Below are 24648 nucleotides of genomic sequence, written 5' to 3'. Positions count from 1 at the left end.
TGAGAACGTGACGTCGATGAGCGAGAACGAGGGTCGGGACCGGGCTGCGCGTGCGCCCGGCCGGGTCACCACCTTCGGGGTGGCGATGGCCGACGCGGCGGTCGGACGGCTCGCGGCGGGCGGGCTCCGACCCGCTCGTGCGCTGGGCGCCAGCCGCGAGCAGATCGAGCCCCACGTGGATTTGTCGCCACACCGCAACGACGGTGCGTTCGCCAATCCCGAACCGCAGAGTGATGTCGCGCCGGATCTCTCCGCCTTCGCCGACATGCTGCGCAGTCCAGGGCGGCCGCGCAAACCGATCATGGTGACCGTGCCCACCTTCGACGCGCCGGCCGCGCTGGCGGTGACCTGGCTCGGTCACGCCACCGCGCTCGTCGACATCGACGGTGTGCGGGTGCTGACCGATCCGGTGCTGAGCCGCCGCTGCTCGCCGAGCCAACTGGTCGGTCCGGGCCGGATGCATCGCGCCCCGTTGGAAGCAGGCCAACTGCCCCCGGTCGACGTGGTGCTGATCAGCCACGACCACTACGACCACCTCGACATGGCGACGGTTGTGGACATCGCCGCACGGCAGCCGGAGGCGGTGTTCGTCGCACCGGTCGGTGTTGGCGCGCATCTCGTCTCCTGGGGGATCGCCGCCGAGCGGATCCGGCAGGCCGACTGGGGGGACACGGTGAGTGTGCGCGCACCCGGCGCCACCCTGGACTTCACCTGTGGCCCGGCCCGGCATTTCTCCGGGCGCTGGCTGGCCCGCAACCTGACCCAGTGGGCGAGCTGGGCGGTGTGCGGTCCGGCGCACCGGATCTTCTTCTCCGGCGACACCGGCTACACCGAACGCTTCGCCGACCTCGGCGCCGCACTGGGCCCCTTCGACGTCACCCTCATCGCGGTCGGCGCCTACGATCCGCTGTGGCCCGACATCCACGTCAATCCGGAGGAGGCGGTCGCCATCCACCGGATGCTGTCCGGGTCGGCCGGTACCGACTCGGTGCTGATCCCGATCCATTGGGGGACCTTCAACTTGGCCAGACATTCCTGGAGCGACCCGATCGTCCGGTTGCTGCCGCACGCCGAACGCAACGCGACGACGGTGCTGGTGCCGCAGCCCGGCGGCACGATCGATCTGGAGCGACGCGCAGGTACCGGCGTCACTCGTCCGACGTGGTGGGAGGCGTCCGCATGACGACAACCGAATCTGTTACCGACGCACGTGGTCTCAGTGCCGAGCAGGTTGCCGAGCGGGTGGCCGCCGGTCAGGTCAACTCGATGCCCGACCGGTCCGGCCGGTCGGTCCGCGACATCGTGCGCGCCAACGTGTTCACCCGGATCAACGCGATCCTGGGCGTGTTGTTCGCGATCGTCGCGTTCACCGGGTCACTGATCAACGGCCTGTTCGGCCTGCTGATCATCGCCAACAGCGGTATCGGCATCATCCAGGAGATCCGCGCCAAGCGGACGCTGGACAAACTGGCCATCGTCGGCCAGACGCGGCCGCGGGTGCGCCGCGACGGGCAGGTCGCCGAATTGCCGCCCGACGAGGTCGTGCTCGACGACATCATCGAGATCGGCGCAGGCGACCAGATCGTCGTCGACGGCGAGATGATCGAGGCCGTCGCCCTCGACGTCGATGAATCACTGCTCACCGGTGAGGCCGACGCGGTCGACAAGAACCCTGGCGATCAGGTGCTCTCGGGCAGCTTCGTGGTGGCCGGCGGCGGCGCGTATCGAGCCACCAAGGTCGGTGCCGACGCCTATGCCGCGCAGTTGGCGGCGGAGGCGTCGAAGTTCACCCTGGTGTCCTCAGAACTGAGGTCGGGCATCGACCAGATTCTGCGCGTGATCACCTGGCTGCTGATCCCGGCCGGCATCCTGACCATCGTCAACCAGCTGTTCATCAGTCAGAACGGCATCCGGTCGTCGTTGCTGGGGATGGTCGCCGCGCTGGTGCCGATGGTGCCCGAAGGGCTGGTCCTGATGACTTCGATCGCATTCGCGGTCGGTGTGGTGCGGCTCGGTCAACGTCAGTGTCTGGTCAACGAGCTCCCCGCCATCGAAGGGCTGGCGCGGGTGAATGTGGTGTGTGCGGACAAGACCGGCACGCTCACCGAGAACGGGATGCGGCTGGCACAGATAGAGGTCCTCGACGCGCAGCCGCCGCGCGATCCCGAGCAGGTGCTCGCGGCGCTCGCCGCCCATGACCCGCGCCCGAATGCCAGCATGATCGCCGTAGCCGAAGGGGTTCCGGCCGCGCCGGACTGGGAAGCGTCCGCGATCGAACCGTTCACCTCCGCCAAGAAGTGGAGCGGGATGTCGTTCCGCACCCGGTCCGGCGAGGATGCCGGCAACTGGGTGATCGGCGCTCCCGACGTACTCCTCGACCCGGGCAGCGAACCTGCCGCGCGAGCCGGCGATATCGGATCGACCGGGTTGCGTGTGCTGCTGCTGGCGCGCACCGACGTCGCCGTCGACACCGAGCCGGCCGCGGGCACCGTCGTGCCCGGTGACGTGGTGCCGGTGGCGCTGGTCGTGCTCGAACAGAAGGTCCGTCCCGACGCCCGCGGCACCCTGGAGTACTTCGCCGAACAGAAGGTCGACGTCAAGGTCATCTCGGGCGACAACGCCAGGTCGGTGGGTGCGGTGGCGCAGTCCCTCGGGCTCGGTTCGCCGGAAACCTCGGTGGATGCGCGGGAACTGCCCAGTGACAACGACGAACTCGCCGACGTGGTGGAGTCCGGGGTGACCTTCGGCCGGGTGCGTCCCGACCAGAAGCGCGCCATGGTCAAGGCGCTGCAGTCACGTGACAACACGGTCGCGATGACCGGTGACGGCGTCAACGACGTCCTCGCCCTCAAAGATGCCGACATCGGCGTGGCGATGGGGTCGGGTAGTTCCGCTGCCCGGTCGGTGGCCCAGATCGTGTTGCTGGACAACAAGTTCGCCACGCTGCCCTATGTCGTCGGCGAGGGGCGGCGGGTCATCGGCAACATCGAGCGGGTGTCGAATCTGTTTCTCACCAAGACGGTGTACGCGGTGTTGCTGGCGCTGCTGGTCGGTATCGGCGGTCTCATCGCGCACATCGCGGGATCCGATCCACTGAGCTATCCGTTCCAGCCGATCCATGTGACGATCTCGGCCTGGTTCACCATCGGGGTCCCCGCCTTCGTCCTGTCGCTGGCCCCGAACAATGAACGGGCACGCAGCGGGTTCGTGCGCCGGGTGCTGCTCATGGCGGTCCCCAACGGCATCATCGTCGGCCTCACCGCCTTCATCACCTACGTGATCGTCAACCCGGGCGGCGCCGGTGTCGAGGTGGGTGGCGACTCGGTGGATCTGTCCCCGGCGCAGACGCAGGCGGCGACCGCGACGCTCATCGCGCTGATCGCGGTGGCCGTCTATGTGCTGGCCGTCGTCGCGCGTCCGTACACGTGGTGGAAGATCGTGCTGCTGGCGGTGTCGGTGCTGATGTATGTGCTCATCTTCGCGTGGCCGTTCACCCAGGATATGTTCAAACTCGATTCCACGAATTGGGAGATGAATTCGGTCGCCTTCGGTGCGGCCGCGATCGGCATCGTCTGCGTGGAACTGGTGTCGCGGATCGTGCCGCGGGTTACTGCGCGGCGCGATGTTGCTCGTGCACACGCCGACGGTCACCTGGAAGCGGTCGCTCGGTGATGGGTAGAATTACCGGGCTGCCGGAGGCCGTCCGGCTCGTCGATCAGGAGATGTGATGGACCTCAAAGGACTCGTGGACAAGGCCAAGGCTGCGCTGAAGGGCAACCCCAGCCTCATCGACAAGGGTGGTGACGCCATCGACAAGGCGACCGGTGGCAAGTACGCCGCGCAGGTCGACAAGGCACAGGATGCGGCGAAGAAGGCTGTCGGCGCGGAGGACAAGCCCGCGGAGAACCCGGAAACCCCGGAGAACCCGGGGCAGCCGCAGCAGTAGGCTTCGAGAAACGTCACGTAGAGGCGATCACCCGTCATGGGTGATCGCCTTTACGTTTGGCTGGGGTCGGCACGGGGGTGGCGGCGATAGGGCGACACCGACTCGTCGTCGGCGATCCAATACCGCCACGGCTGGTCGGCGAAACGCCGGACGCCCACTCGCGGGCCGCACGCGATGGCGGCGGGCGGGACCCGAATTCCCGGCCGCAACGACACCCGGTCGGGACCCGGGACTCCCGGAACGGGGTCCGGCGCAAGCACGTCGGTGCCCAGATCGGCGATCGTGATTCCCAGCGCGCGAGTCAGATTCCCCGGTCCCCGCGCCAACGCGGACTCCGCGATGGGACCGGCCGTCGGCCGTCGGCGCCGCGCCGCGAGGTCGTGGCCGTCGATCACCCGACCCGCGCGCAGCAGCACCGCGGCGGCTCGCCCGTCGGGGCCGAACACGATGTTCGCGCAGTGATGCCCGTGGATGCGATAGACATAGAGCCGGCCGGGCGGGCCGTACATGATCTCCGAACGCGTCGTCCGGGTGTAGGCGTGCGACGCCGGATCGTCGGGACCCGCATACGCCTCGACCTCGGTGATCACGATCGTCACACCGTGCCCGACGAGTTGATTGCCCAGTAGCGAACGCGCGTATTCACAAACGCTAGGCTCGGTGACCATGGCCAAGACAAGCGACTCCATCGACGTAGACCTGTCCCCGGAAGATACCTGGTCGGCGGCGTCAGATCTGTCGAGGTTCGACGATTGGCTACTGCTGCACGACGGCTGGCGCAGTCCGGTGCCGAGCGCCGCTGAACTGGCGGTGGGCACCAAGATCACGTCGGTGGTGAAGGTCAAAGGTACCCGCGTGCGCTTCGACTGGGTTATCGAGAACTTCGAACCGCAGCGTCGGGTGCGGTTGAAAGGCAGCGGCAAAGGTGGCGTCAAAGCCAAGCTTGACCTGGGGATTTCGCCCATCGCCACCGGTTCGGCAGTAACCTTTACGGTTGAACTGGGTGGGCTGCCGCTCATCGGGCCGGCAGGTAAGGCGGCCGCGATGGCGGTGTCGGGGGATCTGCACAAATCGCTGACCAGATTTCGCGAGGTCTTCGGCTGAGGTAATAATCAGCCCATACCTCGCCGTCGGGTCGACCGTCGGCGAGACACATCTCCGGTGACCTCCGGGGATGCGCATGAGGGGAATGAAGTAGATGGGGCGTCATAGCTCTGGTGGCGATCGCCCGGACAACGGTTCGGGCAGTGCCGAGGACCGCGGGCCGGCCCGTCCGAAGGCGGCGGCAGCTCCGAAGGCGGCCGCAGCTCCGAAGACGGCCGCAGCTCCGAAGACGGCCGCAGCGTCGGCACGTCCGAACACGGGAGCCGACGACTTCGGTTTCGAACACCGCAAGGTCCGGACCGGGCGTCGCATCAGCTGGGGCTGGCTGGTCGCCGCGCTGGTCGTCGTCGCGGCGCTGGTCACCGGATTCATCCTGTGGCGAGCCTCGACGTCGTCGGACTGTGATGGCCGGACGAAGGTCGCGGTGGCCTCCGACACCGCGATGACCGGGGCCCTGCGAGACATCGCCAAGCAGGCCTCCGAGGACTCCTGCTACGACTACGACGTGCAGACGGCGGCCGGTGCGGAGGTGCCCGGCCTGTTGACCCAGGGCGACCAGGCCCCTGACCTGTGGCTGGCAGATTCCCAGGTTCAGGCCCGCCGCGTCACCACCCAGGTGCGTCGCGACCTCGACCTCGTCTCACCTTCGACCGCGTCGTCACCGACCGTCGTGGCGGGACAGGATGTGCCCGAACTCAAGACCTGGGTCGAGGTGATGAAGCTTCCGGACCTGCGTACGGGTTCTCCGGTCGATACCTCGACCGGCGACGCGCCGATCATCGGTGCCCTCGCCGAGGTCGACGCAGGCACCCTCACCCAGCAGGAGCTGACCGGTGCCATGACGACGATGGCGGTGCAGCAGAACAACGCGCGTCTGGCCAACGACAACGAAGGCACCCGGCTCAACCTGGCGAACACCTCGCCGGTGCCGGTGGTGACCACCGAACAGCAGTTCCTGCTGTTCACCCGCACCCATCCGGGCTCGAAGCTGAAGGCGGTCACGCCCACCGACGGCACCGTCCTGCTCGATTACCCGTTGGTGAACACCGCGTCGACGGCCCGTAAGGAGCAGGCGGCGATGGCGGGGAAGGCGCTCGTCGATGCGATCGGCAGCGATGCGGGCCGCGCGGCGCTCTCGAATGCCGGGTACCGACAGCCGAAGGCCGAGAGTCCCCCCGAGGGCGGTATCGGCGAGGTCAAGGTGCTCGAACTCAAGGATCCGAATGCCGTCGACCGGGCGCTGCGCCAGTGGCAGGTACTCGGTGTGCCCATCCGGACGCTGGTCGTCGAGGACACGTCGGGGTCGATGGAAGCCTCCGAGGGTGGTACGACGCGGGCCGAGTTGCTCTACCAGGCGTCGTTGGCCGGACTCAAACTGTTCCCGAACAATGCGCAGATCGGCGGTTGGGCCTTCAGTATCGACAAGGGCGGCGACGGTCAGGACTGGTCGGAGATGGTGCCGATCCGGCGGCTGGATGCGCCCGGCTCCAGCGGTGAGACCCACCGCGACGACATCATCAAGGTGCTGCGGTCGGAGTTGTCGCCGGGCAACCTCGGCGGCGGTACCGGCCTGTACGACACCACCCTCGCAGCTTTCAAACGCGTTCAGGACACCTACGACCCGAACTATTCCAACAGCGTCATCATCATGACCGACGGACGCAACGAGGATCCGGGCAGCATCTCGCTGCAGGAACTGCTCAGTCAGCTCAAGGAACTCGAGGATCCGGCCCGACCGGTGTTGGTGCTGACGATCGGTATCTCCAAGGACGCCGACTCGGAGTCGCTCGCGGCGATCGCCGATGCCACCGGCGGTACGACCTATGTCGCCAGGACCGCCGCCGATATCCGGTCGGTGTTCGTCAACGCCATCGCGGCCCGTGTGGAGGCCGCCGGTCGTTGACCCGGGTCGGGTCGTTGTCAGCCGGCCAGCGCACGGAGAAACAGGCGCAGGTTGGCCGGCTTCTCGGCGAGTCGGCGCATGAAGTAGCCGTACCACTCTGGTCCATAGGGTAGATACACCCGGATCCGGTTGGCCGACTGTGCGATACGCGCTTGTTCGTCGGTGCGGATGCCGTAGAGCATCTGGTACTCCCAGGTGCCGGCTGCGCGTTCGGTGTCGGTGGCGATGGCTGTCGCGGCGCCGATGATCAGTGGGTCGTGGCTGGCCACCATCGGATATCCGTTGCCTTTCATCAGGATGCGCAGACACCGTAGATATGATTCGTCGATCTGGTCGCGGTCGGCGAAGGCGACGGTCGCCGGTTCGGCGTAGGCGCCCTTGCACAGCCGAATCCGCGCCCCGGTCGCGGCGAACTCGGCGCAGTCGTCCTCGGTGCGTCGCAGACCTGCCTGCAACACGGTACCGAGATCTGGGAAGTCTCCGCGTAGCGCGCGCACGATCCGCAGCCGGTCGGCGATGCTGTGATGGTCCTCGGCGTCGACGGTCACCAGAACCCCCATGTCGGCGGCGGTCTCGGCGATGCGGCGGGTGTTGGCCTCGGCGATCTTGGGTCCGTGCTCGGGTAGTCGAAGACCGAGCGCGGTCAATTTCACCGACACCTCGAGTGCGCCCGGTGCCGGTTGGGCGATCCGCGACATCGATTCCAGCAGCGCGAGATACGCCTCGACCATGTGATCGGCCTGCGTCTCGGTGGCGGTGTCCTCGCCCAGGACGTCGACGCTCACCGCCATCGAGTTCCGGAGCCGGTCGTCGATGGCCACACCGACGTCGTCGAGGGTTTCGCCGGGAATGAACCGGCGCACCACCCGCTCGGTGAGGGGTAACCGCGTCAGGTCGCGTCGGATGCGCTCGCTGCGGGCGGCGGCGGCGATCGCCGGCCGTAGTGCGGCGTCGAAGACTCTGCTCACGGCGAGGTTCCGTCGGTTCGGTCGGGCAGCATGTGCGGATACCCCGACGATGTCGGTGGGACGAAGGTCTGTTTGATGGTGCGGGTCGACGTCCAGCGCATCAGGTTGGCCTTGGAACCGGCCTTGTCGTTGGTGCCGGAGGCGCGCGCGCCACCGAAGGGCTGCTGTCCGACGACGGCGCCGGTCGGTTTGTCGTTGATGTAGAAGTTGCCCGCCGCCTGCCGCAGCGTCGACGACGCGGTCGCGATCGCCGACAGGTCGGTAGCGATCACCGATCCGGTCAGCGCGTAGCGGGCCGTCGAGTCCACCAGCGCCAGTGTCGATTCGAAATCGGCGTCGTCGTATATGTAGACCGAGAGCAGGGGGCCGAAATATTCGGTGGCGAAACAGTCGTCGGTGGGATCGTCGGAGATCAGCACGGTCGGGCGGACGAAATAGCCGACGCTGTCGTCGCATTCACCGCCGACCGCGATGGTCAGTGCCGGGGTGGATTTGGCGCGGTCGAGTGCGGCCACCTGCTTGTCGAAGGCGCGCCGATCGATGAGCGCCCCGCCGAAGTTGCGCAGATCCCGGACATCGCCGTACGCGAGGTCCGCGGCCTCGCCGAGGAAGTCGTCGCCCATGCGCTCCCACACCGACCGCGCGACGTAGGCGCGGGATGCGGCCGAGCATTTCTGGCCCTGATATTCGAAGGCGCCTCGGATCAGTGTGGTGCGCAAAACATCCGGGTCGGCCGATGCATGCGCGACGATGAAGTCCTTGCCGCCGGTCTCGCCGACGAGCCGCGGATAGTTGCGATAGGTGTCGAGGTGACTGCCGACCTCGTGCCACAGGTGCCGGAAGGTGCGGGTCGACCCGGTGAAATGGATGCCGGCCAGATCGGGATCGGAGAGCGCGACGTCGGAGACCGCGGTGCCGTCGCCGTGGACGAGGTTGATCACTCCGTCGGGAAGTCCGGCAGCGCGGAGTAGGTCAAAGGTCAGCTGGGCCGAATAGGCCTGCGTCGGTGATGGTTTCCAGACCACCGTGTTACCCATGAGCATCGGTGCGGTCGGGATGTTCGCGGCGATCGCGGTGAAGTTGAACGGGGTGATGGCCAGCACGAAACCGTCGAGCGGACGATGGTCGAGCCGGTTCCATACGCCGGGTGACGACTCCGGCTGTTCGGCGAGGATCGCTCGGGCGAAGGCGACGTTGAACCGCCAGAAGTCGACGAGCTCGCAGGGTGCGTCGATTTCGGCCTGCTGCACCGACTTCGACTGGCCGAGCATGGTGGCCACCGCGATCCGTTCGCGCCACGGTCCGGCGAGTAGGTCGGCGGCGCGCAGCAGCACCGCGGCCCGGTCGTCGAAGCTGGTGTCGGCCCAGCCGGGTGCGGCGGCACGGGCTGCGTCGATGGCGGCGCGCACGTCGTCGTGGGTGGCGTTGGCGATGGTGCCGAGCACTCGGTGGTGGGCGTGTGGTTCGACCACGTCGATCGGCTCGCCGTCGCCGGTACGGGCGGCACCGCCGATCAGGTGGGGCAGTTCGCGCGGTCCCGCGTTCGACTGGGCGGCCAGTTCGGCGAGCAGCCGCGCGCGTTCGGGCGTGCCGGGGGCGTAGGTGTGGACCGGTTCGTTCACCGGCCGGGGCGGAGTGGTGACGGCATCCATACCTTCCAGTGCACCCTCGTTTCGGTTTGGCGACGATGGTGAATTCGCCAACGGTGGATACCTAATGTTGTCGATATGGACAATTCCGAAGGTGTGACGCTGGGGCGGCTGCTGCTGGCACTGGATCGCACCCTCGCAACCCTGGTCGATGCGCCGCGCGGGCTGGATCTGCCGGTCACCTCGATCGCACTGGTCGACCTCGACGATGTGCACTACGGCTTGGGGCGTGCCGGGCGTGCGGCCGATCTGCATCTGCTGTTGGGGCTGCCCGATGAGGTGGCGCTCGACCTGCTGACAGGTCTGGCGCCGCATCCTCCGGCGGCGGTGCTGCTGAAGTCGCCCACTGCGCGGCTCGTCGATGCGGCGCGGCGGCTGGGTGTCGCGGTGATCGCCATCGACCCGCATGCCCGCACCGAACGCATCTACAACCTCATCCTGCGCGTCCTCGACACCGGTCCGGTTGCGGGCGAGTCGATGCGAGCGGGTTCGACCGGCGACCTGTTCGAGCTCGCCGGTGCGCTGGCCCAGCGCACCGGCGGGCTGGTCAGTATCGAGGACGAACGCTCGCATGTGCTGGCCTATTCGCCGGCCGGGGATGCGGCCGACGAATTGCGGCGGCTGTCCATCCTGGGGCGTGAGGGGCCGCCGCGCATGCTGGCGTGGCTGCGCCGGTGGGGTGTGCTGGATGCGTTGCGGACCTCGTCGGAGGTGATCTCCGTCGATGAGCACGCCGACCTCGGGTTGCGGCCGCGTCGCGCGATCGCCATCCGCACGCCTGGACCGGGGGTCGGCGAGTTTCTCGGGGTGGTGTGGCTGCAGCAGGGGCGTGAGCCGCTGGCCGCCGACACCGACGACGCGTTGATCGGTGCGGCATCGGTCGCGGCGCGCGTCATCACCCGACGACGCGCCGCGGGTACCGAGCACGACGACCTGGTGCAACGTCTACTCGGCGTGCGCGGGCCGGTCGTCGACGTCGACTATCTGGCCGGTCAGCTGGGGCTCGACGCCGCCGCGTCGTCGGTGGTCGTCGCTTTCGGGATGCCGACCGCGGTGGCTCGTGCGCCGGAGTCCGTGGCCACCCAGGTTGCCGCGCTGACCCTGCACGCCAGCGCGTTCAGCCCACGGTCGGTGACGACCATCGTCGACGACCGGGCGTATGTGATCGCCCCGGGCGCCGAGGCGGAGGCTGCGGTCGGGTGGGCGCGGGGCACCGTCGCGGCCACCGAGCGGCAGTTCGGGATCCGGGTGCGCGCCGTGGTGGCAGGTCCGGGGCCGGGGCTCGCGCAACTGCCCGGACTGCGCGGACAGGCCGACCGGGTCCTCGACGCCGCTGGGCACCAGCACGGGCTGATCGACGACGTCACCACGATCGAGGCTTCCCGGACCGGGGTACTGCTCGGTGAGATCGTCGGATTACTCGCCGACAAACCGGATCTCGTAGACCCTCGGGTCGTCGCGCTTGCCGACCTCGACGCCCGGACGGGCAGTGCCTTCACCGAGTCGTTACGGGTCTACCTCGATCGCTTCGGCGATGTCGCCGCCGCGGCCGACGAACTGCACGTACACCCGAACACCTTGCGTCACCGAATCCGTCGGCTGCAGGCCCTGACCGGCATCGACCTCGACGACCCGGCCGCACGGCTCGTCGTCGCCCTGTCGCTGCGCGCGCCCCGCCAGGACAAGACGTCGGCCACCGGATGACTTCCGGTGACCGACGTCCGGCTCAGAGAATGGTGAGCATCTCGTTGTAGGTGGGCAGCGGCCACAGATCGTCGGCCACCACCCCTTCGAGCTGGTCGGCGACCTCGCGGACCGCGGCCATCCCAGGCACCAGAGTCGCCAACGCACATGCGGATTCAGCCTGTCCATCGTCGCCGTGCAGGCCGGCGATGGCCGCGTCGAGGGCGACGGTCGCGGTGTGCAGGGCACCGATCAGTTCGGTGACCTCGCCGAGGAACGGCGTCGGCGCGTCGATCCCGGCGGCCTTGAGGGATGCGGCCGTGCCCGCCAGTTCGCCTTGGTACCGGATGGCGGCGGGCAGGATCATCGTGGTGGCGATCTCCGAGGTCTCCTTCGCCTCGACCAGCAGGGTGAGGGCGTAGTACTCGAAGTTGACGTCCTCGCGTGCCTTGAGTTCGCGAGCCGACAGTACGCCGTAGCGTTCGAAGATCTCGATCGTCTCCGCCGAGGTGTACTCGGGGATGGCGTCGACGGTGGTGCGGAGGTTCTTCAGTCCGCGCGCGGCCGCTTCCTCCTGCCATTCGTCGGCGTAACCGTTGCCGTTGAACACCACCGCACCGTGCTGGATGAAGAGTTCCTGCAACACCTTCTGAACGGCGTCGTTGAGGTCGGCGCCGTCGGCGAGCAGTGTCTCCAGTTCGCCGGCGACGAAGTCGATGGAGTCGGCGAGGATGGTGTTGATGGCGACCATCGGGTCGGAGATCGACTGGTTGGATCCGGGTGCGCGGTACTCGAAGCGGTTGCCGGTGAAGGCGAACGGGCTGGTGCGGTTTCGGTCTCCGGGATCGGCCTTCAGCGGTGGGAGGGTGTCGACGCCGAGTTCGATGACGCCCGCGGACTTCGACCCGGTGGCACCCCCCTTGGCGATCTGTTCGAACACATCCATCAGCTGTTCGCCGAGGAAGATCGAGATGATCGCGGGCGGAGCCTCATTGGCGCCGAGCCGGTGGTCGTTGGAGGCCGACGCCACGGCCGCACGCAGCAACCCGCCGTGCTTGTGCACGCCGCGGATGATGGCTCCGCAGAAGGTCAGGAACTGCATGTTCTCATGCGGGGTGTCGCCCGGGTTGAGCAGATTGCCCTGATTGCCGTTGCCCAGGGAGAAGTTCACATGCTTGCCCGAACCGTTCACCCCGGCGAAGGGCTTCTCGTGCAGCAGGCATTTCATGCCGTACTTCTCGGCCACCCGCTTCATGGTGGTCATCATCAGCTGTTGGTGGTCGTGGGCGAGCACCGAACGCTCGAAGACCGGGGCGATCTCGAACTGTCCGGGGGCGACCTCGTTGTGGCGGGTCTTGGCCGGGATGCCCTGCTTGAACAGTTCCCGGTCGAGTTCGATCATGAACGCCAGCACACGGTCGGGGATCGCGCCGAAGTAGTGGTCGTCGAACTCCTGCCCCTTGGAGGGCTTGGCGCCGAAGAGGGTTCGGCTGGAGGTCATCAGGTCGGGGCGGGCGTAGAAGAAGTGTTCGTCGATGAGGAAGTATTCCTGCTCGGCGCCCGCGAAGGACACCACGGTGTCGACGTTGTCGTGGCCGAACAGCTTGAGCAGCCGCATCGCCTGCTTGCTCATCGCCTGTTGGCTGCGCAGCAGCGGCGTCTTCTTGTCCAGCGCCTCACCGGTCCACGAGATGAAGATCGTCGGGATGCACAGGGTGTTGCCGTTGGGGTTCTCCAAGATGTACGCCGGGCTGGTCACATCCCAGCCGGTGTAGCCACGGGCCTCGAAGGTGCCGCGCAGACCGCCGTTGGGGAAGCTCGACGCATCGGGTTCGCCCTGCATCAACGTCTTTCCGGCGAATTCGGCGAGCGATGCACCGGTCGAGTCCGGTTCCAGGAAGGAGTCGTGCTTCTCGGCGGTGAACCCGGTCAGCGGGTAGAAGACGTGAGCGTAGTGGGTGGCACCCTTCTCGATCGCCCAGTCCTTCATGGCGACCGCGACGTAGTCGGCCAGCGTCGGGTCGAGCGGGGCACCGGTGTCGATGGTCGCCGCCACCGCCTTGAAGACATGTTTCGGCAGCCGCTTCTTCATCACCGACAGGCTGAACACGTTGCGACCGAAGGTGTCCGCCAACGGTTCGGGGAAGCCGTCGGTCTCCACCTCGTAGGTGGTGACTGCCTTGATTGCCTGGCGTCGGGACATGCTGCCGCTCATAGCGTCTCCTGAAGTCTGCTCCGTGCGCCGATCCGGGTCCGGGGCGCCGCACGTGTTGCTGCTGAGTGCTCGCCGGGGGTGGTGCATGCGAGCGACTCGACGCTATGAGCGAGGTGTATGCGGGCCGTTTCGCATGTGTGACAGGCAGGAAAACAGGCAGCCGAACCGAAATCAGTGGTGTCGGTGGCGTCGGGTGAGGCTGGGGAGCGGGTCGTCGGCGGCGATGGTGAGTGCTCCGACGACGATACCGACCGCGACCCCGATCAGGGTGTCGAGCACACGGTCGATCGCGGCCGCCGGTGTCAGCCCGGCCGACATCGCGGTGAGCAGCAGTGCCATCGGCGTCACCCAGGTCGAGCAGAGCGCGTAGTTGATCGTCGCGGTGATCTCGGCGAGGGTCTGGAAGATGACGACCGCCACCACGATGCCCCAATAGCCCAACGGTACGGCGAGGAGGACAGCCGCGAGTAGGCCCCCGGTGATGTTGCCGACCAGGCGAGCCACTCCTCGGGTGACGGCGTGGTGATAGGACACTCCCTGTAATGCGGCGGTCGCGCCCATCGCGGCCCACATCGGATGCGACAGTCCGGCGCTCGCGGCGACGACGGCGGCGATCGCGGCCGCTGCGGTGATCCGGGAAGCCGATCGGAGCAGGTCGGGATCTCCACATCGCCGCAGTGAACGGAGGGTGCCCTCGTGACGCACCTGCGGGGCCGTGTCTGCTGTCCACAGGGCGCGCAGCCACGGCAGTAGCGAGGCGATCGCACCGCAGGCGGCGCCGAGGGCGGTGGCGACGGTGGCGGCGCCGAGCGCGTGGGCGTCGTGGACGTAGCCGGCGGCGGCAGCCGCGGAGAACACGAAGACGACGGCGCCCGGGCCGGCCACTCGTAGGGCGTCGACGAATAGTGCCGCCACACCGGCGAGTACGGAGATGACGATGATCTCGACCGCCATGGAACTGTCCGTCAGGCCGATGAGACCGCCGATCGCGGTCGATGCGGTCATCCCGACCCCGAGGGCGATGAGCTTGCCCCACCGGGCGCGATAGGGATCGGGCCTGCCGAAGGCGGAGATCAGTGCACCGAGGGCGGCGAAGCCGGCCAGTTCGGTCTGCCCGGTAAGGCCACCGACGATCAGGACCAACCCGGCAGCCAGCCCGACGCGCAGGGGCACCGCATAACCGATCCGACCGGTGTCGAGGGTGAGCGCTGCCCGCCAGACGCTCGGACGTGCGGCATGCCCGAGGGCCGCCAGCGCACGGCGGGTGCGCCCGTGCCGTGGCGGCCCAGGGGTGTCGACGTCGGTCACCCCGACACTCTACGGCGAGGTCGTCTCGACGACGATGCCGAGCGCGGCGTCGATCACCACGCTGGGGGACGACCTGGCCGGCCTGCTGCACACGGTATTGCTGCCGCCGGGGGAATGATCGCGGGTCGATCCGGTCGGCGTGGTCGGCGATGAGGCAGACTGCAGGCAGTCCGGCACTCCCGATGATTGGTGGGTGCCGAGTCAACAGTGGGAGGGGTTTGCATGGCTGTCGTACGTCATGAGGCTGTCATCGACGGATCTCGGGACCTGATCTTCGACTACGTCAACGGGTATCAGAATGTGCCCGAGTACATGTTCGGGGTGAAGAAGTTCGAACCGTTGACCGAGGTGACCTCCGGACTCGGGTCCAGGTTCGCGGTGTCCATCGACGCCGGACCCAAGACGCTCAAGTCGGTTGTCGAATGCACCGAGTGGGTGGCGGGTGAGCTCATCGCGCTGGTCGCGGTCGAGGGGTTCAAGGCGGACACCACATGGCGATTCGCCGATGTCGACGGTGGTACCGCGGTGAACGTCGAGTTCGCGTATCAGCTGCCCGGCGGTCTGGCAGGCAAGGCACTCGGCGCAATCATCGGTCCATTCGCCAATCAGGCTGTCCGCCACACAGATTCGAAGATCGCAGCCCACGTGGCCGCGCAGCGGGGCTGACCGAGGGTCAGATGTCGTCGGCCTTGTTCAGCATCGGTACGACGAACATTCGGGCGATGGTGGCGAGTTCGTCCTCGTCGGTGATGTCGACGATGCGGCTGGGGACGGTGAGGAAGGAAGCCGAGATGCGGACCATCATCTCGGCGATCAGGTCGACGTCGATGTCGGCGTCGACGTTGCCTGCGTGCTGTTCGCGGCGAAGCTGGCCGGCGACGAATCCGCGCACCGTTGCAAACAGCCGACCGTCGTCGCCGATCATGGACCCGATGAGCATCTCGGGTTCGGTGGCGAACATGCCGCTGATCAGGGGATTGCCCGACAGCGCGCGCAACGAGCGGACGAAGCCCAGGACCACTCGGTCGGCGACCGTCGTGGCGTCGCGGATGTCGGTCAGGAAGTCGTCGAAGTAGCTGCGGAACTCCCGCAGCACGACCTCCTCGACGAGTACGTCCTTGGTGGCGAACTTCCGGTACAGCGTCACCCGGGTGACGCCGGCGCACTGCGCGACCCGTTCCATCGATGTGCGCTGGATGCCGGACCGGCAGAACAGTTCGAAGGCGGCGTCGAGGAGTTTCTCGGCCGTCGGGTCGATGTCGGTGTCGGTTCGGCCGATGGCGCGCAGATAGGCGCGTTCGAGCAGCGAATCCCCGGTGGGGGCAGGCTGCTCGGACGGTGCGCTGCTCATATCCCTCCTGGTCTGCTGGGCCGCGCGAAACGGTAGGCGGTGGTTCCACGATAGGCAGCGTCCGGATTACGTTCGCAAAACCCGACGATTTTCGTGTGTTGCGGGTCACATGGTGGTAGGCCTGATACAGTGTGACAGAAATTGTCACATTGCACCATCAGTGAGGGACGGGGATCTGCCATGAATGATCTGAACAGACGACAACTTCTGCGAACGACCGGTACGGTCGGCGCCTTGGGTGCGGCGGCGGCCGTCGTCGCACCGTCCACACCGTGGACCTGGTCGCCGGCCCATTCGGTACCCGGTGCCGGCAGCGGCGCCGATCCACACGACGTCTGGGACGACGAGGCAGATCCCGTTATCGCCAAGTTGCTCGATCGGGGCGAGATCCCCAAGGTCAATGAGATTCTGCGGGGCTGGACCAAGAACGGCCAGCCCTTGCCCGCAGGTCTGCCCTCGGAGTTGCGCGACTTCATGGAACACGCGCGGCAGCTACCGTCGTGGACCGACCGTGACAAGCTCGCCGCGGCCGTGCGATTCAACCAGAAGCGCGGGACCTACCTCGGCGTGATCTACGGATTCGCCAGCGGCATGATGAGTACGGTCATCCCGAAGGAGGCCCGCGCGGTCTACTACTCGCAGGGTGGCGCGGACATGAAGGACCGCATCACCAAGACCGCGAAGCTCGGCTACGACATCGGCTCGCTCAACGCCTATAACCCCGACGGCGAGATGATCGTGACCTGCCTCAAGACCCGTATGGCGCATGCCGCGGTCCGGCACATCCTGCCGAACTCGTCGTGGTGGACGCATGCGGCCAGCGAGAAGGTGCCGATCAGCCAGGCCGATATCATGGTCACCTGGCACAGCCTGCCCACCACGGTGATGCGGAATCTGCGCAAGTGGCGGGTGCCGATCGCGGCCGACGAGTCGTCGGGATTCCTGCACTCCTGGCAGATCACCGCCCACATGCTCGGTGTCCAGGACCAGTACATCCCGAGTTCCTGGGGCGCGGCCGAATCGCAGGCCCAGCAGGTGCTCGATCCTATCCAGGCGCCCACTCCCGAGGGGATCAAGCTCGCCGACATCCTGCTCGACCTCGGTATGAACCTGGATCTCACCCTGCTGTCGCGCGGTGTCCTGGGGGCGATCACCCGATTCATGTGTGGCGACCGGATCGCGGACTGGCTGCACATTCCGCGTGAACCGGTCTGGTCACCGTTGCTGGAAACCGCATGGGGACCGTATGTCCTGGTGCGCGAGGGGCTGCTGAATGTCGGGATGCCACGCGAGGCGTATTGGCTCTTCGATGAATTCCTGCGCCAATTCGTGTTGTTCTACATGTCGGAATTGCGGATGCCGATCAACATCACGATTCCGGCGCACAACAACCCGCACTACGGCTGAGCGGTGACTTTCTCCGATTGTGTATCGATGTGTCGGCGTGCGTGATTCGGTGCCGGCACGCCGTTCTGCTCGTCGTCGCCGCGGGTCCGCAGCTTCGCAACCAGCTCGCGAATCGGGTCGATGGGGACCGGGATGCGGTCCCGGGCGACGAGATATTTACTGAACGGCAGCCGGAGTAGTAGTTCGACGGTCAGCAGCGCCAGCGTCAGCAGTGTCACGACCAGCACGATCGCCCGGATGGCATGTGAACCCGGGAATCGTTCGGCGAAGAGCAGGTCGAAGAATCCGGCGCGGGCGAGGATGTCCAGGATCAACGGGTGCACCGCGAAGACGCCGAAGGCCCGCAACGTCGCCCACGACACCGCGGCCGCCGATCGTCCGGGTACGGCGGTGGCCCGGTCGTTCCACAGCAGCGCGATCAGCCACAGCAGCGCGAAGCCGCTGACCAGCCACGGCAGCGTGGCCGGATTCCATGCGGTGGTCGCGGACTCGGGGAACAGGCCCGGCGTCGAATTGAGCAGGTAGGCGGTGATCGAGAAGGCGGCGCAGCACCCGGCGACGGCGACGACGGTGAACGCGTGGTCGCGCAGCCACTGTTCGACGGCTTCCTTGTGATGGGCGGCCAGCAAACCCATCGCCATGAACAGTGTGTACATCGGCAGCGTCTTCCACCCGACGGCGTAGACGAGGTCCCAGCCACTGGGGCGCGGCAGATACTGGAATACGACCGACATCGTCAATTGGATGGCGGCGGCGACGGCCAGGAATTGCCACGGGCGGTCGCCGAAGCGGTCCAGCAGTTTCGACAGCAACGGGAACAGTAGGTAGATCTGCATCGAGATCAGCAGGAAGTACAGCTGATACTTCGCCTCACCGGTCGCGATGTCGTGCGCAAGCGTGGTGAAGAAGGTGGCGGGGTCCGGGAACGGGTTGTCCTTGATGATCACGTGATCGGCCGCGGCGTAGATCACCGACCAGATCAGGTACGGGGCGACGACCAGACCGAAACGGCGGCGCCAGAACTGGCGCGCGGACATCGTCCGACCTCGCATGCTGAGGACGAGTACGAACAGGGTGACCGCCACGAATCCGTACCGGGTCATATGCAGAAGGGTGCCGACCAGGTTCGATTCACGGATGACGTCGGGTGACCAGCTGATCGCGTTGACGCTGTGGGTCACGACGACCAGCGTGAACAGGGACACCCGGACGAAATCTGCGGTCAGGGCGCGGGGGGCGCGGTTGGCAGGCGCGGATGCCGATGCACCACTCGGTCCGGTGTCACCGGATCGAGTGGACTGGCTGGTGCCCGCGATCATCGCCAAGCCTGCTGTCCTCCAGAGATCTCCGGCGTATGCGGTGGTCCTCACGCAACGGCCGATGGTTTTGCGCTCTCTACGCCCAGTACTTGCGACACCGAGGTCTGTGTGCCATCGAGTGACGTACGTGCGTTATCGAAAGGTTACTGAATGAACCTGGCAACAACCTCAACGAATTGCTGATGGGTGAGATTGGTCACTCGTTTGCGAGGCTCACGAATCTCGCTGGTGACGAATCTTCACCAGTGAGGATTGATTGGGAGCTGTCGGTGCGTCGGTCCGGCCTGCCGCCGTCGGCGGCGGGTTCGTCTCCTCGCGTGGGGGTGGTCCGGTCTCGGAACTGTCGTGTCGGGAACTGTCGTATGGCGCGGCCACGGGTGCTGTGTGCGGTGACGTAGACTCATCGGCGTCCGATCGGCCCGCTGGGTCGGTTCGGTGCGCCTTCGTAGCTCAGGGGATAGAGCAACCCTCTCCTAAAGGGTAGGTCGTAGGTTCGAATCCTACCGAGGGCACGGTGACATCCTTGCCGGGCTCCGACCCGGTGTGCGCTTCCTCTGTTTGAGAGAGATTCATGCACGCGCACCGCGTAGGATATGGGCGCCGCCGCTGCGTCCGTATGTGCCGAAGCCGTGGAGAGTGGCTGTCCGGCAACAATTTTCAGCTAGTTGGTGGACTCGCGCTACTGCTGGCCCATCGGTGCGCGGAACGAATTCGGCGATATCGTGTTGTTCCTTTGTCGCACATGCCGTTTTGGCTGACGCATCGGCGATCCCGGTGCGGATACTCGGCGAAACTCAACAATTCGACCGCGATTTCGGCAAAAACGTGGGCAAACCCGGCTCGGCAATAGCACATTGGCATATGGCGGAGCATGTTTCTCTTCACGAGAAGACGAGGATGTCGGAGATGGAGAAGACGAAAGCGCGTCTTGGTGCAACCGGGATCGGTGGGGTGTGTGCGCTGGCGTTGGCACTGTTGCTGGCCCCGCAGGCGGCTGCGGATCCACAATCGGATGCGACTGCGGCGATCGATCAACTCGTCGGACGGATCCAGCGTGGTGAAGCCGACCGCGGCTTGACCGGTGCCGGACTTGGCGACCCGCAGGGCGGGGTAACCCCGGTGGGCGCCGGGTTCCAGCAGGAGTTCTCCGGAGCGACGATCTACTGGTCGACACCGACCGGTGCGACCGTTCTCTACGGCCGGGTGCTGAAGAAGTACACCTACGAGGGTGGGCCGACCGGGTCGTTGGGTTTCCCGACGACGAGCGAAACCAGCGGCCCCTACGGATCCGGTAGTCGTAAAGCCGAATTCGCTGCCGCTGATCGCCCGATCATCTTCTTCACCCCCGCCCACAACGCCTGGGTGGTCCGCGGGCCATTCACCGCGGCGACGACGAAACTCGGGCAGACCCTGGGCCCGCCGACCGAGGATCAGACGGTGACAGGTGACGAGCAGCGCCAGACCTTCGTGAACGGATCGCTGACCTTCAATACCGCCAGCGGCGAATGGGCCGGGGATCCCGCGTCCTTGGCCGATGGACTCGATACGGTCGCCATTCCGGGTCGGCCGTCCCCAGGGGTCGGGACTCCCGCCCCGACCGGCCCGAATCCGTCGGCTGCGACCGGGACGATGACCACTCCGACGAGCGTCGTCCCGGCTGGCGCGACGCCGAATGTAACTGCACGACAGACAGATTCCGGGGGTAGCTCGGGGAACTGGTGGTGGCTGCTGGTGCCGCTACTCATCGTTCTCGGCGCGCTGGTCGTGTGGTGGCTGTTCAAAGTCCTCACACGCGGACACGCGGCCTCGACGGGAGGTGCACTCGGGCAGTCTGGTTCGGACGCCGTCGACGGGATCCGAACCGGCGACGGCGAGGTCGAGGCAGACGGCGCGCACGCCGAAGGCGTCGAAACCGAAGGCGCCGAAACCGAAGCCGAAGCACCCGAAGGTATCGAACCCGACGATTCCGGCGTAGCTGCCGCCGCCGTCGGTGCGGGGCTGGCCGGGGCGGCGGGAGCGGGGGTGGCCGCTATCGGTGCCGCAGACGCGGAGGGTCGATCCGAGACCGATACCCCCGAGGCCGTCGTAGAGGAGGTGGAACCGGAAGACGAACCTGGCACGGATTTCTCGCTTGACGAGCCGGTCTTCGAGACGCATGTCCTCGATGACCTCACCGACGGCTCCGATCCGGTCTTCGACACCGACGACGTTGGTTCCGGCGACGGCGTCGGCCACTTCCTCTTTCATGACGAGCAGGTACCGGTGCCGCTGGGGGCGCACCTCCCGGTCGATACCGCCGGCGCCGCGCCCGAGGGCTATCCGATCAAGGGTGACGCCGCCACCGGCCTGTTCCACACCGCGGATATGCCGTCCTTCGCGGAGGCTGCCGCGACGGTGTGGTTCGCCTCCGAGGGCACCGCGATCGCGGGCGGATTCGCCAAGGCGGACGTCGAGCGGTAGCGGGGTCTGTGGGCTGCGCTACCGTGGGCGGCGTGGCCACCTCATCTGCGTCGAACACAACGCCCCTGACCGTGCTGGTGACCGGTGCCGGCAGCGGTATCGGTGCCGAGGTCGCGCGCCGTTTCGTCGACCGCGGGCATCGGGTGTTCGGCACCAGCCGCAATCCCGACGCCCTCCGCGCGCCCGTGCCTGGCGTGACCTACGTCAGACTGGACAACGCCGACTACGCATCGGCGTCGGCATGTGCCGAGCAGGTCGGTGCCGTCGACATTCTGGTCAACAATGCCGGTGAATCCCAGGCTGGTGCACTCGAGGACACCTCGATGGAGGCGATCGAGAACCTGTTTCGGGTGAATGTCTTCGGTCCGGTCGCGATCACCAAGGCGGTGTTGCCCGGTATGCGTGAGCGCCGGCGCGGCACCATCATCATGGTCGGCTCGATGCTGTCGAGTTTTCCGGTCGCCTTCCGGTCCAACTATGCGGCGACCAAGTCGGCCCTCAAGGCATTCGCCCTCGCATCCCGACGTGAACTGGCCCCCTACGGTATTCGGATGATCAGCGTCGAGCCCGGCACGATCGCGACAGGTATCGGCGACCGGCGCAGCATCCACATCGGCGACCAGTCGCCGTATCGGGCGGAGTACGAGACCGTCGCCGCCGCCACCGGCCGCAACGAGCAGGCTGGGATCAGTGCCGATTCGATGGCCGATCAGATCGTCGAAGCGGCCCTTGCCGTACACCCGAAGCCCTTCTATGCCAGGGGAAACAACGCTGCAGTCGTCTTCGCGTTGCGCCGTCTGCTGCCTCGTCAGTTCATCCTGGACATGACCGCGCGTAAGCACGGACTGCCCAAGGTCAAGGTGTAGCCGGATGCGGATCACGGTGCGGGTCATCGGCATCGGTCCCGGTGGGCCGCGTCAGATCACGCTGGAGGCGATTGACGCGATGGCCGACGTCGACGCCTTCGTGGTGCTCGACAAGGGCACGGCGAAAGACGATCTGCGGCAGGCGCGCCGCGACATCGTCGACCGGTACGCACCCGGGCGCAACGTCATCGAACTCGTCGATCCGCCTCGCGATCGTCATCCGGCCGACTATGACGCCGAGGTCCGCCGCTGGCACGAGGCGCGGGCCGAACTCATCGCCGCCGCACTCACCGACTCGCTCACCGATGGCGGGGTCGCCGCCTTTCTGGTGTGGGGTGACCCGGCCCTGTACGACTCGACACTGCGGATCGTCGACGATCTGGCACGACGCCCCGGCCTGGACCTCGACGTCGAGGTGATCCCGGGTGTCACCAGTGCCAGTGCCCTGACCGCCGCTCACGCGATCACTGCCAATCGGATCGGTGAGCCCATCCACATCACCACCGGCCGCCGGTTGGCGGATACCCCGGCAGGCGCCGACTCCAATCAGATGGTGATGCTCGACGGCGAGTTGGCTTTTCGGCAGACCGCCGACGCCGACGATCACATCTGGTGGGGCGCCTACCTGGGCACCGACGATCAGGTGCTGATCAGCGGTCGGGTCGGCGACGTCGCCGACGAGATCGCCGCCGTGCGCGCCGAGGCGCGCGCCCGCATCGGCTGGATCATGGACATCTACCTGCTCCGTAAACCCTCGAATTCGTAGGCCGACGCCGCGGTCTCCGTGACGTGCGGCTACGCAATCGCGGTGTCGGTCACCAGATCTGGGCCAGTGCGGCCAGCATCTCGTCGCGAATCTCCGGTCGGCAGATGACGAAGTCGGGCATGTAGGGGTGTGGCTGGTTGTAGATGATCTCGGCGCCGTCGAGCCTGCTGCAATGCAGGCCCGCGGCGAGCGCGACCCCGACCGGGGCCGCGTTGTCCCATTCGTACTGGCCACCCGCGTGCACATAGGCATCGGCGTCGCCGCGGACCACCGCCATCGCCTTGGCCCCGGCCGAGCCGATCGCCACCATGTTCAGATGCAGGCGGGTGGCGACCCAACTCGTCTCATACGAGCCGCCCCAGCGCGAGGTCGCCAGCCGGTGCGTCAGCGGTCCGGTCGGTGCGTCGACACTGTCGGCGCGGAATACCTCGCCGGTGGCCGGCAACGAGACCGCGGCCTCGGTCACCGTCCCGTTCTCGGTGAGCGCGACGTGCACCGCCCAGTCGTCGGTGCCCGATGCGAATTCCCTTGTGCCGTCGAGCGGGTCGATGATCCAGACACGATCGGCGCTCGCCCGATTGCCAACGTCGGCCGCCTCTTCGGAGAGCACCGCGTCATGGGGGCGATGCCGGGCGAGCACCGTGCCGATCCAGGCCTGCGCCATCTGATCGCCGACGTCGCCGAGCAGTCGCCCGTCGATCAGGTTGCCGTGCCGGACCCCGAGCAGGATCTGCCCGGCCCCCTCGGCGATCCGCGCGGCCAGCTCGGCGTCGGAAAGGCGGGAGTTCATCCCCTTACTAGAGCACACTGGAGTCATGCCCGAGCTTCCCGAGGTGACTGCCATCGCCGACTATGTCGACGGACGAGCAGCCGGACTCCCGATCCGGCGGGTCGACGTCGCATCGTTGTCGGTGCTCAAGACCGCTGATCCGCCCGTCACCGCGCTGCCCGGCCGGATCATCGAATCCGTGGGACGCGTCGGAAAATACCTGGTCATCCACACCGTGCCCGGATCGGAGTCCGCCGACGATCCGACGATTTCGGTCGTCATCCACCTGTCCCGGGCGGGCTGGCTGCGCTGGAGTGAGGACCTGTCCCCGAAGCCGTTGCGTCCGGGCGGTCGGTCGCCGATCGCGTTGCGGGTGCACTGCGGGCTGCCCGGCGAGGGCTTCGATGTCACCGAGGCGGGCACGCAGGAGCGGCTCGCGGTGTGGGTGGTGCGCGACCTGGCCGAGATCGATCGGGTGGCGACCCTGGGCCCCGACGTCCTCGCCCTCGACGAAGCCGCCTTCGCGACGATCCTGGCCGGACACGCAGGTCGGATCAAGAACGTCCTGACCGATCAGCGCATCATGGGAGGCATCGGTAACGCCTACTCGGACGAGATCCTGCACGTCGCGCGACTGTCGCCGTTCGCGACCGCGAAGTCGCTGTCCGCCGAGCAGGTGGCAACCCTGCACGACGCGATCCGCGCCGTGCTCGGTGACGCCATCGCGCGTCTCGACGGTCAGGAGGTGGCGCGCCTGAAATCGGAGAAGCGCACCGGTCTGCGCGTCCATGCCCGCACCGGGCTGCCGTGTCCGGTCTGCGGGGATACCGTCCGCGAGGTGTCCTTCACCGACCGGTCCTTCCAGTACTGCCCGACCTGCCAGACCGGCGGAAAGGTCCTGGCAGATCGACGGATGTCCCGGTTGCTGAAATGA

The 24648-nt window shown here is 67.0% G+C and carries 21 protein-coding genes and 1 tRNA gene; 14 read left to right on the top strand and 8 right to left on the bottom strand.

Going from position 1 to position 24648, the window contains the following annotated elements:
* Positions 1-16 precede the first annotated feature (16 nt).
* From QSJ18_RS14750 to QSJ18_RS14740, 3 genes are read left to right on the top strand one after another with little or no spacing between them, the layout of a single operon-like run.
* The gene (locus QSJ18_RS14750) at positions 17-1183 is read left to right on the top strand and encodes an MBL fold metallo-hydrolase (RefSeq protein ID WP_286327305.1); all 1167 of its coding nucleotides are present in this window, start codon (positions 17-19) and stop codon (positions 1181-1183) included.
* Positions 1180-3672 (top strand): HAD-IC family P-type ATPase, encoded by a 2493-nt coding sequence (locus QSJ18_RS14745; RefSeq protein WP_286327304.1) that lies wholly within the window; start codon positions 1180-1182, stop codon positions 3670-3672. Before QSJ18_RS14750 ends, QSJ18_RS14745 begins: the two co-directional genes overlap by 4 nt.
* A 55-nt stretch (positions 3673-3727) precedes the next feature.
* A complete protein-coding gene (locus tag QSJ18_RS14740) occupies positions 3728-3946 on the top strand; it encodes an antitoxin (RefSeq protein WP_286327303.1) in 219 nt (72 codons plus the stop codon).
* Between the two features lie 50 nt (positions 3947-3996).
* Here the strand turns inward: QSJ18_RS14740 and QSJ18_RS14735 are convergent, their stop codons facing one another.
* Entirely contained in the window at positions 3997-4635 is a 639-nt protein-coding gene (locus QSJ18_RS14735; RefSeq protein ID WP_286327302.1) for a DNA-3-methyladenine glycosylase, read from the bottom strand.
* On the opposite strand from QSJ18_RS14735, the gene QSJ18_RS14730 reads away from it, so the two are divergent.
* Complete coding sequence (locus QSJ18_RS14730; RefSeq protein ID WP_286327332.1) at positions 4613-5050, top strand: type II toxin-antitoxin system Rv0910 family toxin; 438 nt, start codon at positions 4613-4615, stop codon at positions 5048-5050. The two genes, QSJ18_RS14735 and QSJ18_RS14730, sit on opposite strands and share 23 nt — an antisense overlap.
* Positions 5051-5144: 94 nt before the next feature.
* On the top strand, positions 5145-6953 hold the full coding sequence (locus QSJ18_RS14725) for a substrate-binding domain-containing protein (RefSeq protein WP_286327301.1): 1809 nt from the start codon (positions 5145-5147) through the stop codon (positions 6951-6953).
* A 17-nt stretch (positions 6954-6970) separates the two neighbouring features.
* On the opposite strand, the gene QSJ18_RS14720 is transcribed toward QSJ18_RS14725, so the two are convergent.
* Both QSJ18_RS14720 and pruA read right to left on the bottom strand, forming a co-directional pair.
* Complete coding sequence (locus QSJ18_RS14720) at positions 6971-7921, bottom strand: proline dehydrogenase family protein (RefSeq protein WP_286327300.1); 951 nt, start codon at positions 7919-7921, stop codon at positions 6971-6973.
* Positions 7918-9573 carry an L-glutamate gamma-semialdehyde dehydrogenase gene (gene pruA, locus QSJ18_RS14715; protein WP_286327299.1) on the bottom strand — a complete coding sequence of 552 codons (1656 nt, stop codon included), beginning with the start codon at positions 9571-9573 and terminating at the stop codon, positions 7918-7920. Before pruA ends, QSJ18_RS14720 begins: the two co-directional genes overlap by 4 nt.
* Before the next feature lie 75 nt (positions 9574-9648).
* Here pruA and QSJ18_RS14710 point away from each other — a divergent pair, with 75 nt between their 5' ends.
* Positions 9649-11274: a PucR family transcriptional regulator gene (locus tag QSJ18_RS14710; protein ID WP_286327298.1), complete on the top strand. Its 1626-nt coding sequence runs from the start codon at positions 9649-9651 to the stop codon at positions 11272-11274.
* A gap of 22 nt (positions 11275-11296) precedes the next feature.
* On the opposite strand, the gene QSJ18_RS14705 is transcribed toward QSJ18_RS14710, so the two are convergent.
* Positions 11297-13468 carry a glutamine synthetase III family protein gene (locus QSJ18_RS14705; protein WP_286327297.1) on the bottom strand — a complete coding sequence of 724 codons (2172 nt, stop codon included), beginning with the start codon at positions 13466-13468 and terminating at the stop codon, positions 11297-11299.
* Between the two features lie 171 nt (positions 13469-13639).
* Complete coding sequence (locus QSJ18_RS14700) at positions 13640-14776, bottom strand: FUSC family protein (protein WP_286327296.1); 1137 nt, start codon at positions 14774-14776, stop codon at positions 13640-13642.
* Here QSJ18_RS14700 and QSJ18_RS14695 point away from each other — a divergent pair.
* Positions 14760-14894, top strand: a complete 135-nt coding sequence (locus QSJ18_RS14695; protein ID WP_286327295.1) for a hypothetical protein — start codon at positions 14760-14762, stop codon at positions 14892-14894. The genes QSJ18_RS14700 and QSJ18_RS14695 overlap by 17 nt on opposite strands.
* 104 nt (positions 14895-14998) lie before the next feature.
* Positions 14999-15442 carry an SRPBCC family protein gene (locus QSJ18_RS14690; RefSeq protein WP_286327294.1) on the top strand — a complete coding sequence of 148 codons (444 nt, stop codon included), beginning with the start codon at positions 14999-15001 and terminating at the stop codon, positions 15440-15442.
* A gap of 7 nt (positions 15443-15449) precedes the next feature.
* Here QSJ18_RS14690 and QSJ18_RS14685 read toward each other — a convergent pair whose 3' ends face one another.
* Entirely contained in the window at positions 15450-16127 is a 678-nt protein-coding gene (locus tag QSJ18_RS14685; protein WP_286327293.1) for a TetR/AcrR family transcriptional regulator, read from the bottom strand.
* A gap of 180 nt (positions 16128-16307) precedes the next feature.
* Between QSJ18_RS14685 and QSJ18_RS14680 the strand changes: the two genes are divergently transcribed.
* Entirely contained in the window at positions 16308-17534 is a 1227-nt protein-coding gene (locus tag QSJ18_RS14680; RefSeq protein ID WP_286327292.1) for an oxygenase MpaB family protein, read from the top strand.
* Here QSJ18_RS14680 and QSJ18_RS14675 read toward each other — a convergent pair.
* The gene (locus QSJ18_RS14675; RefSeq protein ID WP_286327331.1) at positions 17525-18853 is read right to left on the bottom strand and encodes an acyltransferase family protein; all 1329 of its coding nucleotides are present in this window, start codon (positions 18851-18853) and stop codon (positions 17525-17527) included. The two genes, QSJ18_RS14680 and QSJ18_RS14675, sit on opposite strands and share 10 nt — an antisense overlap.
* 439 nt (positions 18854-19292) lie before the next feature.
* Here QSJ18_RS14675 and QSJ18_RS14670 point away from each other — a divergent pair.
* From QSJ18_RS14670 to cobF, 4 genes are all read left to right on the top strand, one after another.
* Positions 19293-19365 (top strand) — tRNA-Arg (locus tag QSJ18_RS14670).
* 394 nt (positions 19366-19759) lie between these two features.
* Positions 19760-21313 carry an LGFP repeat-containing protein gene (locus tag QSJ18_RS14665; RefSeq protein WP_286327291.1) on the top strand — a complete coding sequence of 518 codons (1554 nt, stop codon included), beginning with the start codon at positions 19760-19762 and terminating at the stop codon, positions 21311-21313.
* 32 nt (positions 21314-21345) lie between these two features.
* Entirely contained in the window at positions 21346-22179 is an 834-nt protein-coding gene (locus QSJ18_RS14660; protein ID WP_286327290.1) for an SDR family oxidoreductase, read from the top strand.
* 4 nt (positions 22180-22183) lie between these two features.
* Positions 22184-22945 (top strand): precorrin-6A synthase (deacetylating), encoded by a 762-nt coding sequence (cobF, locus tag QSJ18_RS14655; RefSeq protein WP_286327289.1) that lies wholly within the window; start codon positions 22184-22186, stop codon positions 22943-22945.
* 49 nt (positions 22946-22994) lie between these two features.
* Here cobF and QSJ18_RS14650 read toward each other — a convergent pair whose 3' ends face one another.
* Positions 22995-23735, bottom strand: coding sequence for a 3'(2'),5'-bisphosphate nucleotidase CysQ (locus QSJ18_RS14650; protein WP_286327288.1), 741 nt, complete (start codon positions 23733-23735; stop codon positions 22995-22997).
* A gap of 25 nt (positions 23736-23760) precedes the next feature.
* On the opposite strand from QSJ18_RS14650, the gene QSJ18_RS14645 reads away from it, so the two are divergent.
* Positions 23761-24648, top strand: coding sequence for an Fpg/Nei family DNA glycosylase (locus tag QSJ18_RS14645; RefSeq protein ID WP_286327287.1), 888 nt, complete (start codon positions 23761-23763; stop codon positions 24646-24648).

Origin of the sequence: Gordonia heveisoli, assembly GCF_030315745.1 — a bacterium.
Taxonomy (GTDB): domain Bacteria; phylum Actinomycetota; class Actinomycetes; order Mycobacteriales; family Mycobacteriaceae; genus Gordonia.
Note: the sequence above shows the minus strand (reverse complement) of the source record. Positions and strands in the feature narration are given on the sequence as shown.

Bases quoted from the DNA above. Each gene is read 5' to 3' on its own strand.
- QSJ18_RS14750 (WP_286327305.1), top strand. From the start codon at position 17: ATGAGCGAGAACGAGGGTCGGGACCGGGCTGCGCGTGCGCCCGGCCGG.
- QSJ18_RS14745 (WP_286327304.1), top strand. From the start codon at position 1,180: ATGACGACAACCGAATCTGTTACCGACGCACGTGGTCTCAGTGCCGAG.
- QSJ18_RS14725 (WP_286327301.1), top strand. From the start codon at position 5,145: ATGGGGCGTCATAGCTCTGGTGGCGATCGCCCGGACAACGGTTCGGGC.
- QSJ18_RS14665 (WP_286327291.1), top strand. From the start codon at position 19,760: ATGGAGAAGACGAAAGCGCGTCTTGGTGCAACCGGGATCGGTGGGGTG.
- QSJ18_RS14740 (WP_286327303.1), top strand. From the start codon at position 3,728: ATGGACCTCAAAGGACTCGTGGACAAGGCCAAGGCTGCGCTGAAGGGC.
- QSJ18_RS14735 (WP_286327302.1), bottom strand. From the start codon at position 4,635: ATGGAGTCGCTTGTCTTGGCCATGGTCACCGAGCCTAGCGTTTGTGAA.
- cobF (WP_286327289.1), top strand. From the start codon at position 22,184: ATGCGGATCACGGTGCGGGTCATCGGCATCGGTCCCGGTGGGCCGCGT.
- QSJ18_RS14650 (WP_286327288.1), bottom strand. From the start codon at position 23,735: ATGAACTCCCGCCTTTCCGACGCCGAGCTGGCCGCGCGGATCGCCGAG.
- QSJ18_RS14690 (WP_286327294.1), top strand. From the start codon at position 14,999: ATGGCTGTCGTACGTCATGAGGCTGTCATCGACGGATCTCGGGACCTG.
- QSJ18_RS14675 (WP_286327331.1), bottom strand. From the start codon at position 18,853: ATGATCGCGGGCACCAGCCAGTCCACTCGATCCGGTGACACCGGACCG.
- QSJ18_RS14680 (WP_286327292.1), top strand. From the start codon at position 16,308: ATGAATGATCTGAACAGACGACAACTTCTGCGAACGACCGGTACGGTC.
- pruA (WP_286327299.1), bottom strand. From the start codon at position 9,573: ATGGATGCCGTCACCACTCCGCCCCGGCCGGTGAACGAACCGGTCCAC.
- QSJ18_RS14730 (WP_286327332.1), top strand. From the start codon at position 4,613: ATGGCCAAGACAAGCGACTCCATCGACGTAGACCTGTCCCCGGAAGAT.
- QSJ18_RS14685 (WP_286327293.1), bottom strand. From the start codon at position 16,127: ATGAGCAGCGCACCGTCCGAGCAGCCTGCCCCCACCGGGGATTCGCTG.
- QSJ18_RS14710 (WP_286327298.1), top strand. From the start codon at position 9,649: ATGGACAATTCCGAAGGTGTGACGCTGGGGCGGCTGCTGCTGGCACTG.
- QSJ18_RS14645 (WP_286327287.1), top strand. From the start codon at position 23,761: ATGCCCGAGCTTCCCGAGGTGACTGCCATCGCCGACTATGTCGACGGA.
- QSJ18_RS14705 (WP_286327297.1), bottom strand. From the start codon at position 13,468: ATGAGCGGCAGCATGTCCCGACGCCAGGCAATCAAGGCAGTCACCACC.